The 16134-nt window shown below is 67.5% G+C and carries 20 protein-coding genes; 12 read left to right on the top strand and 8 right to left on the bottom strand.

Annotated features, from left to right (window positions below; translation table 11 throughout):
• Positions 1-2 precede the first annotated feature (2 nt).
• The 5 genes from sufD to ACFQQD_RS08730 are packed head-to-tail and all read left to right on the top strand — an operon-like array spanning position 3 to position 3210.
• On the top strand, positions 3-1334 hold the full coding sequence (gene sufD, locus ACFQQD_RS08750) for a Fe-S cluster assembly protein SufD (RefSeq protein ID WP_378088367.1): 1332 nt from the start codon (positions 3-5) through the stop codon (positions 1332-1334).
• The gene (locus ACFQQD_RS08745; protein ID WP_378088365.1) at positions 1334-1678 is read left to right on the top strand and encodes a non-heme iron oxygenase ferredoxin subunit; all 345 of its coding nucleotides are present in this window, start codon (positions 1334-1336) and stop codon (positions 1676-1678) included. Before sufD ends, ACFQQD_RS08745 begins: the two co-directional genes overlap by 1 nt.
• 40 nt (positions 1679-1718) lie before the next feature.
• Positions 1719-2483, top strand: a complete 765-nt coding sequence (sufC, locus tag ACFQQD_RS08740; protein ID WP_378088364.1) for a Fe-S cluster assembly ATPase SufC — start codon at positions 1719-1721, stop codon at positions 2481-2483.
• Between the two features lie 10 nt (positions 2484-2493).
• The gene (locus ACFQQD_RS08735; RefSeq protein ID WP_378088362.1) at positions 2494-2820 is read left to right on the top strand and encodes a metal-sulfur cluster assembly factor; all 327 of its coding nucleotides are present in this window, start codon (positions 2494-2496) and stop codon (positions 2818-2820) included.
• An 18-nt stretch (positions 2821-2838) separates the two neighbouring features.
• The gene (locus ACFQQD_RS08730; RefSeq protein ID WP_378088360.1) at positions 2839-3210 is read left to right on the top strand and encodes an ester cyclase; all 372 of its coding nucleotides are present in this window, start codon (positions 2839-2841) and stop codon (positions 3208-3210) included.
• A 2-nt stretch (positions 3211-3212) separates the two neighbouring features.
• On the opposite strand, the gene ACFQQD_RS08725 is transcribed toward ACFQQD_RS08730, so the two are convergent.
• The 3 genes from ACFQQD_RS08725 to ACFQQD_RS08715 all read right to left on the bottom strand — a co-directional run bounded on the left by ACFQQD_RS08725 (position 3213) and on the right by ACFQQD_RS08715 (position 5445).
• Positions 3213-3884, bottom strand: coding sequence for a CbiQ family ECF transporter T component (locus ACFQQD_RS08725; RefSeq protein ID WP_378088358.1), 672 nt, complete (start codon positions 3882-3884; stop codon positions 3213-3215).
• The gene (locus ACFQQD_RS08720; RefSeq protein WP_378090064.1) at positions 3881-4672 is read right to left on the bottom strand and encodes an energy-coupling factor ABC transporter ATP-binding protein; all 792 of its coding nucleotides are present in this window, start codon (positions 4670-4672) and stop codon (positions 3881-3883) included. Before ACFQQD_RS08720 ends, ACFQQD_RS08725 begins: the two co-directional genes overlap by 4 nt.
• Before the next feature lie 86 nt (positions 4673-4758).
• Positions 4759-5445, bottom strand: a complete 687-nt coding sequence (locus ACFQQD_RS08715; RefSeq protein WP_378088357.1) for a biotin transporter BioY — start codon at positions 5443-5445, stop codon at positions 4759-4761.
• 102 nt (positions 5446-5547) lie between these two features.
• On the opposite strand from ACFQQD_RS08715, the gene ACFQQD_RS08710 reads away from it, so the two are divergent.
• Positions 5548-7146: an ABC-F family ATP-binding cassette domain-containing protein gene (locus tag ACFQQD_RS08710; protein ID WP_378088355.1), complete on the top strand. Its 1599-nt coding sequence runs from the start codon at positions 5548-5550 to the stop codon at positions 7144-7146.
• 32 nt (positions 7147-7178) lie between these two features.
• On the opposite strand, the gene ACFQQD_RS08705 is transcribed toward ACFQQD_RS08710, so the two are convergent.
• Genes ACFQQD_RS08705 through ACFQQD_RS08695 form a run of 3 tightly spaced genes read right to left on the bottom strand, consistent with a single transcriptional unit; the run spans position 7179 to position 8796 of the window.
• On the bottom strand, positions 7179-8111 hold the full coding sequence (locus tag ACFQQD_RS08705; RefSeq protein WP_378088353.1) for an SURF1 family protein: 933 nt from the start codon (positions 8109-8111) through the stop codon (positions 7179-7181).
• Complete coding sequence (locus tag ACFQQD_RS08700; protein WP_378088351.1) at positions 8108-8434, bottom strand: hypothetical protein; 327 nt, start codon at positions 8432-8434, stop codon at positions 8108-8110. Before ACFQQD_RS08700 ends, ACFQQD_RS08705 begins: the two co-directional genes overlap by 4 nt.
• Positions 8431-8796 (bottom strand): DUF3099 domain-containing protein, encoded by a 366-nt coding sequence (locus tag ACFQQD_RS08695; protein WP_378088350.1) that lies wholly within the window; start codon positions 8794-8796, stop codon positions 8431-8433. The genes ACFQQD_RS08700 and ACFQQD_RS08695 overlap by 4 nt, the downstream gene beginning before the upstream one ends.
• 141 nt (positions 8797-8937) lie before the next feature.
• Between ACFQQD_RS08695 and ACFQQD_RS08690 the strand changes: the two genes are divergently transcribed.
• Positions 8938-9705 (top strand): beta-ketoacyl-ACP reductase, encoded by a 768-nt coding sequence (locus ACFQQD_RS08690; protein ID WP_378088348.1) that lies wholly within the window; start codon positions 8938-8940, stop codon positions 9703-9705.
• A gap of 5 nt (positions 9706-9710) precedes the next feature.
• Entirely contained in the window at positions 9711-10511 is an 801-nt protein-coding gene (locus ACFQQD_RS08685; RefSeq protein ID WP_378088346.1) for an SDR family oxidoreductase, read from the top strand.
• A gap of 26 nt (positions 10512-10537) precedes the next feature.
• Here the strand turns inward: ACFQQD_RS08685 and serB are convergent, their stop codons facing one another.
• Positions 10538-11416 carry a phosphoserine phosphatase SerB gene (gene serB / locus ACFQQD_RS08680; RefSeq protein ID WP_378088344.1) on the bottom strand — a complete coding sequence of 293 codons (879 nt, stop codon included), beginning with the start codon at positions 11414-11416 and terminating at the stop codon, positions 10538-10540.
• 50 nt (positions 11417-11466) lie between these two features.
• Between serB and ACFQQD_RS08675 the strand changes: the two genes are divergently transcribed.
• The 3 genes from ACFQQD_RS08675 to ACFQQD_RS08665 are packed head-to-tail and all read left to right on the top strand — an operon-like array spanning position 11467 to position 13952.
• Positions 11467-12312 carry an ABC transporter ATP-binding protein gene (locus ACFQQD_RS08675; RefSeq protein ID WP_378088342.1) on the top strand — a complete coding sequence of 282 codons (846 nt, stop codon included), beginning with the start codon at positions 11467-11469 and terminating at the stop codon, positions 12310-12312.
• Between the two features lie 4 nt (positions 12313-12316).
• Positions 12317-13156: a sulfite exporter TauE/SafE family protein gene (locus ACFQQD_RS08670; protein ID WP_378090062.1), complete on the top strand. Its 840-nt coding sequence runs from the start codon at positions 12317-12319 to the stop codon at positions 13154-13156.
• Positions 13149-13952: a TrmH family RNA methyltransferase gene (locus ACFQQD_RS08665; protein WP_378088341.1), complete on the top strand. Its 804-nt coding sequence runs from the start codon at positions 13149-13151 to the stop codon at positions 13950-13952. The genes ACFQQD_RS08670 and ACFQQD_RS08665 overlap by 8 nt, the downstream gene beginning before the upstream one ends.
• Positions 13953-13993: 41 nt before the next feature.
• Here the strand turns inward: ACFQQD_RS08665 and ACFQQD_RS08660 are convergent, their stop codons facing one another.
• A complete protein-coding gene (locus ACFQQD_RS08660; protein WP_378088339.1) occupies positions 13994-15016 on the bottom strand; it encodes a zinc-dependent alcohol dehydrogenase family protein in 1023 nt (340 codons plus the stop codon).
• Positions 15017-15074: 58 nt separating this feature from the next.
• On the opposite strand from ACFQQD_RS08660, the gene ACFQQD_RS08655 reads away from it, so the two are divergent.
• On the top strand, positions 15075-16025 hold the full coding sequence (locus ACFQQD_RS08655) for an aldo/keto reductase family oxidoreductase (RefSeq protein WP_378088337.1): 951 nt from the start codon (positions 15075-15077) through the stop codon (positions 16023-16025).
• The last annotated feature ends 109 nt before the right edge of the window (positions 16026-16134 follow it).

The raw sequence follows: 16134 nt of genomic DNA, 5'->3' as shown, positions 1-16134 counted from the left end.
GCGTGTCACAGACTGTCAACACCACTGACAACACCGCCCCCGAGGAACTTGACGCCGACGGTGCCGGTGTGCCCGTCATCCCCGGCATGGGGGAGGAGGGCGAGACGCTCGCCGAGACCGTCGCGGAGTCCAGCGAGGCCGACCACGCCTCGCACTCGGTGCCGGTGGCCGATGCCTCCGGTACTGGCGAGCGGGCGGCCAAGGCGGGCTCGTCCCGGGCCGACCGGCGCTCCAGCGTCAATCTGGCGGATTTCCCGGCGTTGACCGGCCGCGAGGAGGACTGGCGCTTCACCCCGCTGAACCGCTTGGCCGGACTTCATCTTCCCGACGGCGACGACTCCCGGCTGACCGGCACGGCGCCGTCCGTGGCGGTCACCCCGCTGGACGGCGTCACCGTCGAGACGGTAAACCGCGATGACTCCCGGCTCGGCTCCGTCCTGACCCCGGACGACCGCGTCTCGGCTGCCGCCTGGAACTCCTTCCAGGAGGCCACGGTGGTCACGATCGGTGCCGGCGTCGAAGCCTCGGCCCCGGTCCGGATCGAGATCACCGGGACGGACGGCTCGAAAGCCGCCGCCCAGCACCTGCTGGTCGTCGCCGCTCCCAACTCACACGCCGACGTCGTTCTGGAACACCGTGGCACCGCCACGATCTCGCAGAACATCGAGTTCGACGTGCAGGATGGCGCCGGGCTCAACGTCACTTCCGTTCAGGCCTGGGATGACGACGCCGTGCACGTCTCGGCGCAGCAGGCCCGGCTGGCCAAGGACGCCACGTTCAAGCACGTGGCCGTGTCCTACGGCGGCTCGCTCGTCCGGCTCACCCCGACCACTCGGTTCTCCGGGCCGGGCGCGGAGACGGAGATGTACGGGCTGTACTTCGCCGATGCCGGTCAGCACCTGGAGCAGCGGCTGTTCGTGGATCACTCCACACCGAACTGCAAGTCCAACGTGCTCTACAAAGGCGCCCTGCAGGGCCGGGACGCGCGCACCGTGTGGGTGGGCGACGTGCTGATCCGTAAGGCGGCCGAGGGCACGGACAGCTACGAGAAGAACCAGAACCTCGTCCTCTCGGACGGCGCCCGCGCCGACTCGGTCCCCAACCTGGAGATCGAGACCGGCATCATCGACGGGGCCGGTCACGCCTCCTCGACCGGACGTTTCGACGACGAGCAGCTGTTCTACCTGATGGGCCGTGGCATCCCCGAGGCCGAGGCGCGCAAGCTCGTGGTCCGCGGGTTCCTGAACGAGATCATCCAGAAAATCGGCATCGACGATGTCGAGGAGGCTCTCAGTGCCCAGATGGAGGACGAGTTGCAGGTGGCCAGCCTCTGATGGCGGCCGGTCAGCAGGTGTGTGCCGCTTCGGAGATCGGACCGGAGGAGGCCAAGCGGTTCGTCATTGACGGCACCGCGGTGGCCGTGGTCCGGGCCTCCGACGGCTCACTGCACGCTCTCAACGACACGTGCTCGCACGAGGAAGTCTCCCTGTCCGAGGGCTTCGTGGAGGGCTGCGCCCTGGAGTGCATCGGCCACGGGTCCGCTTTCGATCTGGTGAGCGGTCAGCCGAACGTTCTGCCGGCCATCGAACCGGTCGAGGTCTACGCGCTGACGGTGGAGGACGACGCCGTCTGGGTGGACACCTCCACCGTCTTGAACCGGGCCTCGTCCGACTCGTAAGCACGCTCACATCACACTTATTTCCCCAAGGAGAACATCAATGTCAACCCTGGACATCAAGGACCTGCACGTTTCCATCGAGACGGAAGGCGGTCCCAAGGAGATCCTCAAGGGCGTCAGCCTGACCGTCAACACCGGTGAGACCCACGCCATCATGGGCCCCAACGGCTCCGGCAAGTCCACCCTGGCCTCCACGATCGCCGGTCATCCCCGCTACGAGGTCACCGGCGGGTCCATCACCTTGGACGGTGAGGACGTCCTCGAGATGTCCGTGGACGAGCGCGCTCGCGCCGGACTGTTCCTGGCCATGCAATACCCGGTCGAGATCCCGGGCGTGACCATGACGAACTTCCTGCGCACCGCCAAGACCGCCATCGACGGCGAGGCCCCGTCCCTGCGTCACTGGTCCAAGGACGTCCGGAAGGCCATGGAAGACCTCAAGATCGACCCGACCTTCGCGAGCCGTAACGTCAATGAGGGCTTCTCCGGCGGTGAGAAGAAGCGCGTGGAGATTCTGCAGCTCGAGCTGTTCAAGCCGAAGTTCGCCGTCCTGGACGAGACCGACTCCGGCCTCGACGTCGACGCCCTGCGGGTGGTCTCCGAGGGCGTGAATCGCGCTCAGGACTCCAACACCATGGGCACCCTGCTCATCACCCACTACACTCGGATCCTGCAGTACATCAAGCCGCAGTTCGTGCACGTCTTCGTGGACGGCCGGGTCGCCGAGTCCGGTGGTCCGGACCTGGCGGACCGGCTCGAGGCCGAAGGCTACGAGCGCTTCGAGACTGCTGCGGCCGGAGCCTAAGGAGGCAGGCATGACGACGGAGACATCCCAGACTGAACTGGACGACATCAGAGAAGCCCTGCACGAGGTCATCGACCCCGAATTGGGCGTGAACGTGGTCGATCTGGGCCTGCTCTACGGCATGAACTATGCCGAGGACGGTGCCCTGGTCATCGACATGACCCTCACCACCGCCGCCTGCCCCCTCACCGACGTGATCGAGGAGCAGATCGGCCAAGCCATCGGCACCATGGTGGACGAGTGGCGGCTGAACTGGGTCTGGATGCCGCCGTGGGGTCCCGAGCGGATCACCGACGACGGCCGCGAGCAGATGCGGGCCCTCGGCTTCAACATCTGAGCCCCTGCTGAGTTCCCCATGAGTGAGAGTGGCGCGGACCTCTATCGGAGCTGGATCGGTCAGCTCTGGAACGGGCCGGAGAGCGTCGACGAGTTGCGTGCGGCCGCCGCGGGCATCCTGGCGGACGACTTCGTGGGGCACTGGCCCGGGCGGGACGTCCATGGCCCGGACGAGTTGGCCCAGTTGATCGCCGAGACCAAGACGATGTTCACCGACCTCACCTTCGAGATCGAGATCGACCCCGTGGTCGACGGTGACACAGTGGCGGCTCGATGGGTGGGGTCGGGAACGACGTCTGACGGGACGGTTTCCCGATTCTTCGGCCACGACATTCTTCGGATGCGCGGAGGCCGCTTCGGTGAATACTGGGTGGCCACCGTCCAGCTGTGACGTCAGCCAGCGTGAGTCTCCCGTCCGGCGTGAGTCTCTTCTCCGTCGTCGGGCAGCCCGCGGGCCGCTAGCGCCTCGCCAGTGGCTCGGGCATGCCCGACGGCGGCCACCAGGACCGGCCCCATCAGCCGTACCGGTCCGCGCCGCAGTCCCCGGGAGGCCAGAGCTTCTCCGTTATGCCGCACCGCGGCGCCGACCCAGGGGATCGAGCGGATCATCACGTTGACCGCCAACGCGGCGGACTGGGGATGGACGCCGATCGGCCTCAGCGCCCCGAAGAACCGTTCCATCCCGTCGAGCAACTCCGTGCCTGGCGTGGTCACGACCAGCAGTCGCGCGGCCGCCAAGGCTCCGAAGATCGCGGCCACCACGACTGCCGCCGGCCCCAGGGCCTCGGCCGGGGGCACGGCAGCGGCCCCCCACACGGCGGAGATCCAGCGCGCGAGGCCGGCGAACACCAAAAGCGGCCAGCCGCGACGCCACGGCGCCAGAAACTCGCGCGGCAGCCCCGCAACCCAGTACAGCGCGAAAACCGCTGCCAGAATCACCGCGATGACGACCGGCTGTCGCCAGAACACCAGCACGGCGGACAGCACGAGCACCACGAGGTACTTCGTCCACAACGGGGCCCGGTGAACCGGTGAGGTCCCCGGCCGGTAATCAAGCAGGTTCATGATCGCGGGACGTCTCGGAAGGGCGGAGCTTCTCGGACAGGCCGAACGCCACGACGCGACTCGACGTCCTGGCGGTACCACCGCACGGCCTCCGGCCCGCCGGAATCGTGCACGATCGCGCCGTCGGCGACGACGAGGCAGCGTTCTGCCCGGGCAGCGAAGTCCAGGTCGTGGGTGGTGAAGACCACTTGCTCGCAGCGTCCGGTCCCTGGCAGTGACAAGAGCAGGTCCTGGACCGCGAGCGTCCACGCCAGATCCAGCAGGGTCGTCGGTTCGTCGGCCACCAGTAACACCGGATCCGTGGCCAGTACCGAGGCCAGAGCCAAGCGCTGGCGCTGGCCGCCGGACAGGTCATAGATGCTGCGGTGGGCCAGGCCGCCGAGGCCGTGATCCTGCAGCACCTGCTCGGCCGCATCGCGCCGCTCACGCCGGTGACGGTGCGTGCGGCGCAGCGAGAGCTCGACGTCCTCGCCTGCGGTGGGCATCACCAGCTGCACCAGGGGGTCGGTGAAGACGAAACCCGTCCGAGCCCGCACCGCTGCGGTGTCCGCAACCGCATCTAAACCGTGGACCCGAACTGTTCCGGCCGCCGGCTGGACCAGGCCGTTGAGCAGCCGGACCAGAGTGGACTTGCCCGAGCCGTTCGCGCCGATGACCGCCACCGAGGACTCCGTGAGGTGCAGATCCACGGGACCGAGCACGCGAACGGTTCCGGGCTCGGCACCCAGCGACTGTCCCGGTGCCGGTGCAGAACCGGGAACATCCACGACGGCGGCCCGCAATTCGATTCCCTCCGGCGCGGGGTTGTTGGACGCCGGGTTGTCGGGCACGGGGCCGTCGATGTTGTCGGGCACGGGTCTGTCGATCACGCCGCTCAGAACCGGCGCAGGGCCAGGGCCGGGAATGCCCGGACCACAGTGGCCGTGACCGCGGTGGCCAGCACGTTCTTGATCACGTCACCGGGCCAGAAGACCATGTCCGCGGCCACCGCCGTCGAGAAATCCAGGTCGAGGGCGATCATCATGCCGCCGATGCCCAGGGGATGAATGAAGACGAAGGAGCCGACCATGGCGGACAGCCAGACCAGAGCCCACCAGCGGAAGCCCATCCGGCCGGCGCTGCGGGCCCGACCGGCGCCCTCCAGGGCGTCACCACCGACGTCACCACCGGCGCCGCGTGCTGCGGCGATCCGGCCGCGCTTCAGCACCAGGCTGGACAGGGCACCGGCCAATCCCGCGGCGAACGGGAAGGCCAGCAGATAGCCGGCGGTGGGGCCGGCCAGGACGCCGAAACCGGCGCTGAAACCGGAGAACACCGGCAGCCCGGCCAGGCCGACCACCACGTACAGCAGCACGGAGAGGAATCCGAGTCGGGCGCCCAGCACCAGCCCGGTGAGCATCACCGCGAAGGTCTGCAGCGTGATCGGCACCCCGAAGCCGCCGACGGGCACGGGAGGCAGCATCGAGCACACCGCGATCAGCGCCGCGAACACTCCGGCCAGCGCCACCCGGGTGGGCACGGCGAGGGGTTTGCCGGCGGCGACGGGAACGGTATGGCTCACAACTGACTCCTGTGGTGTGCTGCCGATTGGACGGCGACGGTAGACTTGACTGGTTCGGCTTACTCTGCCGGACAGTCTATTCGTCTCAAGGAGTCCCTCCCCGTGCTTGCCGTCACAGACCTCGAACTTCGCGTGGGGGCCCGACTGCTCATGGACGGGGTCACGTTCAAAGTGGACAAGGGTGACAAGGTCGGTCTCGTCGGTCGTAACGGGGCCGGCAAGACCACACTGACCAAGGTGCTCGCCGGCGGCGGCGAGCCCACCGGCGGCCAGGTCACCCGCCGCGGCTCGGTCGGCTATCTGCCCCAGGACCCCAAGGTCGAGAACATGGACCAGACGGCCCGGGACCGGATTCTCTCGGCCCGGTCCCTGGACCAGATCATCCGCCGGATGCGCCAGGCCGAGGATGACATGGCCAACGCGGACGATGACATCCGCGAGAAGGCCATGTCCCGCTATGGACGCCTCGAGGCCGAGTTCACGACGTCGGGCGGCTACGCTGCCGAGTCCGAGGCGGCGACCATTTGCGCGAACCTGGGTCTGCCGGACCGCATTCTGGACCAGCCGCTGCACACACTGTCCGGTGGTCAGCGCCGCCGTGTGGAGCTGGCCCGCATTCTCTTCTCGGATGCCGACGTCCTGTTGCTGGACGAGCCCACCAACCACCTGGATCACGACTCGATCGTCTGGCTTCGCGACTTCCTGAAGAACTATTCGGGCGGGTTCATCGTGATCAGCCACGACGTCGACCTCATGGAGATGACGGTCAACAAGGTCCTCTACCTCGACGCGAACCGCCAGGTCGTCGACATCTACAACATGGGCTGGAAGAACTACCTGCTCCAGCGCGAACAGGATCAGGCCCGCCGCAAGCGCGAGTACTCCAACGCGGAGAAGAAGGCCACCCAGTTGATGGAGCAGGCCAACAAGATGCGCGCGAAGGCGACGAAGGCCGTCGCCGCCCAGAGCATGATCAAGCGCGCCGAACGGATGATGAACGGCCTGGAGGGGGAGCGGGCCGCCGATAAGGTCGCGAACATTCGGTTCCCCGAGCCCGCCTCGTGTGGCAAGACCCCACTGCGGGCGGAGGATCTGTCCAAGTCCTACGGTTCCCTGGAGATCTTCTCCGGCGTGGACCTGGCGATCGACCGTGGTTCACGCGTGGTCATCCTCGGCTTCAACGGCGCCGGCAAGACCACGCTGCTGCGCATGCTGGCCGGCATCGACGAGCCGGACACCGGCGGCGTGATTCCCGGCCACGGCCTCAAGCTCGGCTACTACGCCCAGGAGCACGAGACCCTGGACACGGATCGCACGGTGCTGCAGAACATGAAGACCGCCGCCCCGGACCTCGGAGACACCGAGGTGCGCAATGTCCTGGGCTCGTTCCTCTTCCAGGGCGACGATGTCAGCAAGCCGGCCGGCGTGCTCTCCGGCGGTGAGAAGACCCGGCTGGCATTGGCCACCCTGGTGGCCTCGAGTGCGAACGTGCTGCTGCTCGACGAGCCGACGAACAACCTGGATCCGGCCTCACGCCAGGAGATCCTCAACGCCTTGCGCACGTATCAGGGCGCCGTGGTGCTCGTGACGCACGATGAGGGCGCGGTGGAGGCCCTTGACCCGGAACGCGTCGTGATGCTTCCGGACGGCGTCGAGGACCACTGGAACAGTTCCTATCAGGACCTCATCACCCTGGCCTGAGCTCAGCCGGCCTCACGTGCGCCAGCGCCACGTCAGTGCCGGGCCTCCGCCTTGTCCAGGAGGGCGTCTTCGGCTTCCTCGTCGGTGAGCCGGCCCCCGCGACGGCGGACGGGCTTGGTCCTGGGCGCCCGGTGGGCCGAGAGATACCCGTCGTCCTCGGTGTGGCCGAGTTCGAGGTCTTCTCGGTCGTTGACGGCCTTCTGCCGCGCCAGATAGCCCCACACGATGAAGCTCATCAGCCCGAACAGGAACCACTGGACCGAATAGGACAGGTGCGGGCCCTCATCGAGGCTCGGCGCCACCAGGCTCTGCGGTCGGTTCGCCGGTTCCGGGTCCTCCTCGACCATCTCGCCGTACGCGGTGTCCGCCACGGGATAGTCCACGCTGTCCTCGAAGGCCGCCAGGTCGATCGACGCCAGTTGCCCTTCAGGCGCGCCGCGGTCCAGGTCCGGCTCTCCGGGCCTGACTCGGGCCACCACGGTGACCTCGCCCTCGGGAGGCGCGGGAACGGCATCGGGATGGCCGGCGGTATTGCCGATCGGCAGCCAGCCACGATTGATGACGATCACGTCGCCGGTCTCCGCGCGGAAGGGGACCAGGACCTCGTAGCCGGGTTTGCCGGCCCGCGGACGATTGCGCACGATCCGGGTGTCCTCCTCCAGATAGGAGCCCGTCATGCTGACCGGCGTCCACTCCGTCGGTGCCTGGAAATCCGTGAACAGCTGCTCGTGGCCGGCCAGGGGGACGGGTGAGTCGTCATAGTTGTCCAGGACCTTGTTGATCTCCGAGACGGCCTCCATGCGGCGGTCCATCTGCCACTGCCCGAGCATGGCGCAGGCCACGGAGAAGATCATGCAGAACACCAGTCCGCCGAGCCACTGCGGAGAGATGAGGAACCGGAAGTCGAGCCGGCGTCGCTTGGGCTCTGCCGGACCAGTCGGACCGGCCGGACCAGCGCCGCTCATGAACTGCCCTCCGTGGAATCCGTGGAATCGCCCTGCAGCGGCAGCACGACCTTCAACAATCCGCGCGAACGCAGATAGTCGGCGAGCCACTCGCAGTGGTCGTCACAGGCCAGCCAGGTCTTGCGACGGTCCGGGGTGTGGATGCGGGGATTGTTCCATTCCAGCCGCCAGGCCGCCGCGTTCCGGCAGGCCTTGCGCGAGCATTCCCGGCGGCCGGGCTGGCCTGGTTGGCCGGGCTGATGCACGCTCTCACCGGCGCGGTCGGGGTTTCCCGACGTCGGCCGCGTGCCGTCCAGCGTTCCGAGGAGATCGTCGTGGCTCATGTGAGGCGACGACCCGGTTCGGCGACGTCGTCCGTCGTCGTTCCCTGGATGATCTCGGAACCGGCCGGAAGTTCTCGCCGCGGGGCCAACTCGGGTTCGCTGGTGGTCGGCACCGGCGGCAGCGCCTCTCCATTGGCGGCCGCTCCGCTGTTGGCCAGCACCACGGCGATGTAGGGCAGCACGATGGCGGCGATGAACAGGACCACTTGCACCCAGCCGGTGGTGACGAAGGCCAGGATGAAACACACGGTGCGGATGCCCATCTGCCAGGCGTACCGAACGAACCGCGCATCTCGATCCACGTGCCCGGCCTCCGGTGCAGAGGTGACCCGCTGAACGGTCTCGGCCTGGCGGGTGGACATGGGCGTACTCCTGCGACTTTCTTGTGGCGTTCTCTGTGGCAAACGAGTTCTCAGCTCCCTCTATTGTCCCACTTTCCGGCCTAGAGTGGAGCACTGCAGACGTGATCCGAGACCCACCCCACCAGTCCAGGAGGACCATCGATGGCTGAGCCCAGCACTGATTCCGCGGCGGAGCGCCCGTCCACTCGCCAGGAAACGACTCCGGGTGGACGCAGCGTCCTCGTCACGGGAGGCAACCGGGGGATCGGGCTGGCGATCGCCCAGGCGTTCCGGGCCGCGGGTGACTCCGTGGCCGTGACGTCCCGGTCAGGAGAGGCCCCGGACGGGCTGTTCGCCGTGCAGGCCGATGTCACCGATGCGGAGTCGGTGGACCGCGCATTCACCGAGGTCGAGGCGGCGCAGGGACCCGTGGACGTCCTGGTGGCCAATGCCGGGATCACCCACGATCAGCTCTTAATGCGGATGAGCGAGGAGGACTTCACCTCGGTCCTCGACACCAACCTGACCGGTGCCTTCCGGGTGCTGAAACGCGCCTCGAAGGGGATGATCCGGAAGAAGAAGGGCCGCGTGGTGCTGATCTCCTCCGTCGTCGGGCTCTTGGGCTCTCCGGGCCAGATCAACTACGCCTCCTCCAAGGCAGGGCTCATCGGGATGGCACGCTCCCTCACCCGTGAGCTCGGTTCCCGCAACATCACCGCGAACGTGGTGGCCCCGGGCTACATCGACACCGAGATGACCCAGTCCCTGGACGAGGACCTGCAGAAGCAGTACAAAGCCTCGATTCCCGCCGGGCGCTTCGCCGACCCCTCGGAGGTCGCCACCGTGGTGCGGTGGATCGCCTCGGATGAGGCGTCCTATATTTCGGGGGCCGTCATCCCCGTCGACGGCGGCCTGGGGATGGGACACTGATCGCCATGACTTCTGAGAACGCAGATCAGCAAGCAACCCAGGATCTCGCCGGCCGCGGCGCCATCGTCACCGGCTCCTCCCGAGGAGTGGGGGCTGACACGGCACGGCTGCTCGCCGCCCGTGGGGCCGGCGTCGTGGTCAATTACCGCCAGAAGGCGCCCCGGGCGAACAAGGTGGTGTCCTCGATCGAGGAGGCCGGCGGCAAGGCCGTCGCCGTCGGCGCGGACATCATCACCGACGAGGGCCGGCAGGCCATGGTGAACGCCGCCGTCGAGAACTTCGGGTCTCTCGATGTGCTGGTGCTCAATGCCTCGGGCGGAATGGAGACCTCGCTGGGTGAGGACTACGCCACGGTGCTGAATCGCGACGCCCAGCTGGCCATGCTCGAGGCCGCGATGGAGGTCATGCCGGAGGGCGGGCAGGTGGTGTTCGTCACGAGTCACCAGGCCCACTTCATCGATGCCGTGCCGACCATGGACGCCTACGAGCCGGTGGCTCGGTCCAAACGGGCTGGAGAAACGGCGCTGCGCGAGCGGATCCCGGCGCTGCAGGAGCGCGGCATCGGCTTCGTGGTCGTCTCCGGGGACATGATCGAGGGCACCATCACCGCGACGATGCTCAACCGTGCCGAGCCCGGCGCCATCGAGGCCCGCCGGGAAGCCGCCGGGAAGCTGTACTCCGTCGAGGAGTTCGCCGCCGAGATCGCCGCCCTGGTGGGACGGGAATTGCCGGCCGGTCACACCGAGTACGTGGGCGGAGCCCGCGATTTCCTCGCCGCGGCCGGGGGAGACCCGGACCACGGCTGAGTCCGACTGAGTTTGGCTGAGCAGCTTTAGAGCCCGGCGAGAACCCTCAGGACGTCGAGCGAGGGCACATCCAGTTCGATATCGGCATGCTCGCGCAGGGCCGGCTTGGCGCAGAACGCCACGGCCAGTCCCGCCGCCTTGAGCATGTCGATGTCGTTCGCTCCGTCGCCGACCGCGATGACCCCCGAGGCGTCCAGGCCGGCCTCAGTCGCCCAGTGACGCAACATCTGCGCCTTGACGGTGCGGTCCACGACGGTGCCCAGCACCCGCCCGGTGAGCACGTCGTCCACCACCTCGAGATCGTTGGCCCGGTACCGGTCCAGTCCCAGGTCGGCGGCCAGCGGCGCGAGCACCTGGGTGAATCCGCCGGACACGGCACACACCTGCCAGCCCGCGCGGTGGAACGCCGCGATGACCTCGCGGGCTCCGGCCTGAGGCTCGACGGCGGCCACCACCTGGTCGATCACGGCGGCATCCAGCCCGGCCAAGGCCTTGACGCGGTGGTGCAGTGACTGGGTGAAGTCCAGTTCCCCGCGCATGGCGGCCTCGGTCACGGCGGCGACTTCGGCTTCGCGTCCGGCATGGGCGGCCAGCAGTTCGATGACCTCTTGTGTGATGAGGGTCGAATCCACGTCCAGCACCAGCATCTTGGGCGTCGAGCTCGCCACGGCGGCGGGGACGACGGCGATGGCCGTGCCGTCATCATGTCCGGCTGGCCGTCCGCTGGCCTCACCGGCCGGCTGCCGCCAGCGCCACCCGTGGAAACCGATACCGGTGACCGGCTCGGCATGGGCGGGCACACCGGCGACGGGTCTCGGGTGTCCTGTGGCGGACGGTGGGTTCTCGTCGGGGGCGTAGACCACGATCAGGTCCGTATCGGTGGACGGGGATTCAATGGGCGGCATGCCGTGGCCTTTCGTGCTTCGGGGGGCGGATCTAGCCTAGTGTTTGGATCATGACCAGCCCTGCCTCCCAGCCCCAGCGCGCCGCCCACGAGACCGAACTCTTCCTACCCTCAGGTGAGTCCGTCGTCGAGATGGCGGGTGTGGGTGTGCGCCGAGGCGCCAAGGAGCTGTTGCGGAACGTGAACTGGCAGGTCCGCGACGGCGAACGTTGGATCGTGATGGGACCCAACGGCGCCGGCAAGTCCACGTTGATGCAGATCGCTTCGGCCCGGATGCACCCGACCACCGGTATGGTGGGGGTCCTGGATGAGGTGCTCGGCGCCGTCGACGTTTTCGAACTGCGCCCACGCATCGGTCTGTCCTCTGCCGGGCTGGCCCAGCAGATGCCCGAATCCGAGAGCGTGCTCAACGCCGTGCTCACCGCCTCCTGGGGCGTGATGGGCCGTTGGCGTGAACAGTACGACTCGATGGATGAGGAGCGTGCACGCCGGTTGATCTGGCAGTGGGGGCTGCGAGGCTACGAGGATCGCCGGTTCGGCACGCTCTCCGAGGGGGAGCGAAAGCGGGTCCTCGTGGCCCGGGCCCTGATGACGGATCCGGAGCTGCTGCTGTTGGATGAGCCGGCCGCCGGACTCGACCTCGGCGGACGCGAGACGCTCGTGCGGGCCATGAGCCGCTTGGCCGCCGACCCTGATGCTCCGGCTCTGGTACTCGTGACCCATCACGTGGAGGAGATTCCACCCGGGTTCACGCATGCACTGCTGATGCGTCAGGGCGCTGTGGTCGCAGCAGGGCCCCTGGAGGAGACGCTGACGGAGGACCACCTCTCGGCTGCCTTCGGACTTCCGCTCAAGGTCACCCGGCACGACGGGCGATACACGGCCATTGCCCGCTGAGGTGATGGGCCTGGAGCTGTGGCAGGTCCTGGTCATCCTGCTGGCGGGGTTCTGGGCCGGCACCATCAACACCGTGGTCGGCTCCGGGACGCTGGTGACCTTTCCCGTTCTTGTGGCAGTGGGTTTTCCGCCGGTCACCGCGCAGATGTCCAACGCCATGGGACTGGTGGCCGCCGGCGTCTCGGGAGTCTTCGGCTACCGCCGCGAGCTGGCGGAATCGAAGGCGGTGCTGCCGGCGCTGACGATCGCCTCGCTGGCGGGCGGCGTGATCGGTGCATTCCTGCTGATGGTGCTGCCCGAAGAGGTCTTCGCGGTGGCCGCGCCGGTGCTGATCGCCGTCGCGCTCTGCTTCGTCATCTTCCAGCCCCGGCTCGCCGCCTGGGTGCGGCGGCGGAAATCGGCGCCGACGGAGCCGACGGACGAGTCCGCGAAGATGACCGGCCATGGTGAGGCCGACGTCCCCACCGCTCCAGTATCGCCCGTGCTGTGGGTGCTGATCTTTGCCGCCGGCATCTACGGCGGCTATTTCGTGGCGGCTCAGGGCGTGCTGCTGTTGGGCATCATGGGTGTCTTCATGACCGGCGCGCTGGTGCACGCGAATGCCGTCAAGACGTGGTTGTCCCTGGCTGTGAACCTGATTGCGGCGGTGTCCTACCTGGTGTTCGCCTTCGAGCGGATCGATTGGCGCGCCGTGCTGCTGATCGGGGTGTCGTCGATGCTCGGGGCAAGCCTCGGGGCCAGAATCGGCCGGCGCATCGATCCGTTCTGGCTGCGCGTGGTCATCGTCGTCGTGGGGCTGGCCGGATTCGTGCACTTGGTGTGGCCGTTGGTGACCGTTGGCTGACCCGATCGAACTGACCGACCCGGCCGATCCCCGGGTGGAGGTCTACAGCAAGCTCACGGACGCCGTGCTGCGCCGGAAGAAGGACGCGGCCTACGGCATCTATCTGGCCGAATCATCACAGGTCGTCCGCCGGGCCCTCGACGCCGGCCACCGGCCCCGGTCGTTCTTCCTGGCGCATCGGTATCTGGACTCCATGACCGACGTCTTCACTCGCCATTCGGAGGTCCCGGTCTACACCGGTTCTGACGCGATGCTGGAGGCGATCACTGGATTCCACCTTCATCGAGGCGCCCTGGCCGCCATGGAGCGCCCGGCGCTGCGGCCGGTGCAGGAGATCGTGGCCGGTGCGCGGAGGATCGCGATCCTGGAGGACCTGGTGGACCACACCAACGTGGGCGCGGTGTTCCGATCCGCTGCGGCCCTCGGAGTTGACGCCGTTCTGGTGACCCCGCAGTGCGCCGATCCGTTGTACCGACGCTCGATCCGGGTATCCATGGGGACCGTCTTCCAGGTTCCCTGGACGCGCATCGATGCGTGGCCGGAGGGAATCGACGTCTTGAAGCAGGCCGGTTTCCACGTGGCCGGCATGTCGCTGGGGGAGGGCGCGATCACCCTGGACGAGCTGGTGGCGCACGAGCACCAGAGTCTCTGCCTGGTGTTCGGCACCGAGGGACAGGGCCTCTCGGACCAGATCGACCAGCGCCTCGACAGCCGCGTCACCATCCCGATGATGAACGGCGTGGACTCCCTGAACATCGCGTCCTCATCGGCGGTGGCGTTCTACGCGACCCGGTAGCGATGAACCGCCATCATCGGAACGGAGCAGCCTCAGCCGCCTCAGAGAGTGAGCAGCACCTTGGTGGCGCGGCGTTCGTCCATCGCCCGGTAACCCTCGGCGGCCTGCTCGAGAGGCAGCTCGAGGTCGAAGACAGCCCCGGGATCAATCTCGTCGTTCATGATCAGCTCGATCAGTTCGGGTAGAAAGCGGCGCACGGGGGCCGGGCCGCCGAGCAAGCTGACCGTGGATAAGAACAGGGCGAGGCCGTCGAGCTCGACCCCGTGAGAGACGCCGACGTAACCGACGTGGCCGCCGGGTCGGGTGGAATGGATGGCCTGCAGCATGGACTCCTGGGTGCCGACAGCCTCGACGGTGGAGTGTGCCCCGTAGCCGCCGGTGAGCTCCTTGACTCTGGCGACGCCCTCCTCGCCGCGTTCCTCGACGATGTCAGTGGCTCCGAACTTCCTCGCCAGCTCCTGACGGTCGGCGTGGCGGGACATGGCAATGATGCGCTCCGCGCCGAGACGCTGGGCGGCGAGGATGGCGAGGAGTCCGACGGCGCCGTCGCCCACCACGGCGACGGTTTTGCCGGGTCCAGCCTCGGCGGCGACCGCGGCGAACCATCCCGTGCCGAGGACGTCCGAGGCGGAGAGAAGGCTCTTCGTCTGCTTCTCGGTCGGTTCGCCGTCGACCTTCACCAGGGTGCCGTCGGCCAGCGGAATCCGCGCGTAGTCGGACTGTGTGCCCACGGCGGCCATCATGACCTGGTGGATGCAGCGGGACTGATATCCGGCTTGGCAGATCTCACACGTGTTGTCGGAGGCGACGAAGGACCCGACCACGAAATCACCGACGGCGATGTCTTTCACCTCGCCGCCGATCTCTTCGACGACGCCGATGTACTCGTGGCCCATCGGAGAGGGGCCGTTGACTTCCTCGATGCCACGGTAGGGCCACAGGTCCGATCCGCAGATGCACGTGGCGGTCACCCGAATGACCGCGTCGGTGGGCTCGACGAGCCGGGCTTTCTCGACCTCGTCGACTCGGACGTCTCCGGGGGCATGCATGATGACTGCGCGCATGAAAATGCTCCTCAGCTCTCTCGCTTGATCGAATACCTCTCTATGACAGCATGACCCCATGAAATCCGTCCCCTTCGGAACTACCCAACAGCAGGTCCCCAACGTCGCTGCCGGGATGATGCGCATCGCTGACAGCACGGACGAGCAGATCCGCACCCTGTACACCGCGGCGCGCGAGTGCGGCATCGACTTCTTCGACCATGCCGACCTGTATGGCTTCAACCACCCTGGCGGCGGCCGTCACTGGTGCGAGCGCCGTTTCGCCGAGGCCCTGAGGCTGAGCGCCTCCGAACGCGAGCAGATCACCCTGCAGACCAAGACGGGTATCGTCGCGGACCCGTGGGGATACGACCAGTCGTACGAGCACATCGTGACGTCCGCCGAGGAGTCCTTGGAAGCACTGGGCACCGACTACCTGGACGTGCTGTTGCTACATCGCCCCGACGCCCTCGTCGAGCCGGAGGAGGTCGCGCGCGCCTTCGATCACCTCGAGACAACTGGCAAGGTCCGGGCTTTCGGTGTCTCCAACCACACCCCTCGCCAGATCGACCTGCTGAAGACCGCGGTCACCCAGCCGATCGTGGCCAACCAAGTCCAACTGTCGGTCACGCATTCCACGCTGATCGCCCAGGGACTGTCGGCAAACATGATCGGGTTCGATGACTCGATCACTCGGGACGGCGGAGGTCTCCTCGACCATGCTCGCGTCCACGGGATCACCGTGCAGGCGTGGTCGCCGTTCCAGAAGGGCTTTCAGGACGGCGTCTTCCTCGACTCGCCCGATCATCCGGAACTGAACGCTCAACTGAAGCGGCTCGGCGCGAAGTACGGCGTCGAGCCGATGGCCATCGCGGTCGCCTGGATCACGCGTCACCCCGCCGGAATGCAGGTCGTGCTCGGCACCATCACCCCGCAGCGCGTCATCGACGCCGCACAGGGGTCTGAGATCCCCCTGACCCGCGGCGAGTGGTACGGCCTCATCCAGGCCGCCGGGCACCAGGTCCCGTGACACCTCTTGGAGGTGATGACGAAGGACGAGGAAGGCGCTTCGCAGGGAAACCAGACTGCGTGGACGGTTTCACTCGACCCAGAAGACTCAGCGACGTTCACGAATACCG

This window comes from Citricoccus sp. GCM10030269, from assembly GCF_042665635.1.
Lineage (GTDB): Bacteria > Actinomycetota > Actinomycetes > Actinomycetales > Micrococcaceae > Citricoccus.
Note: the sequence above shows the minus strand (reverse complement) of the source record. Positions and strands in the feature narration are given on the sequence as shown.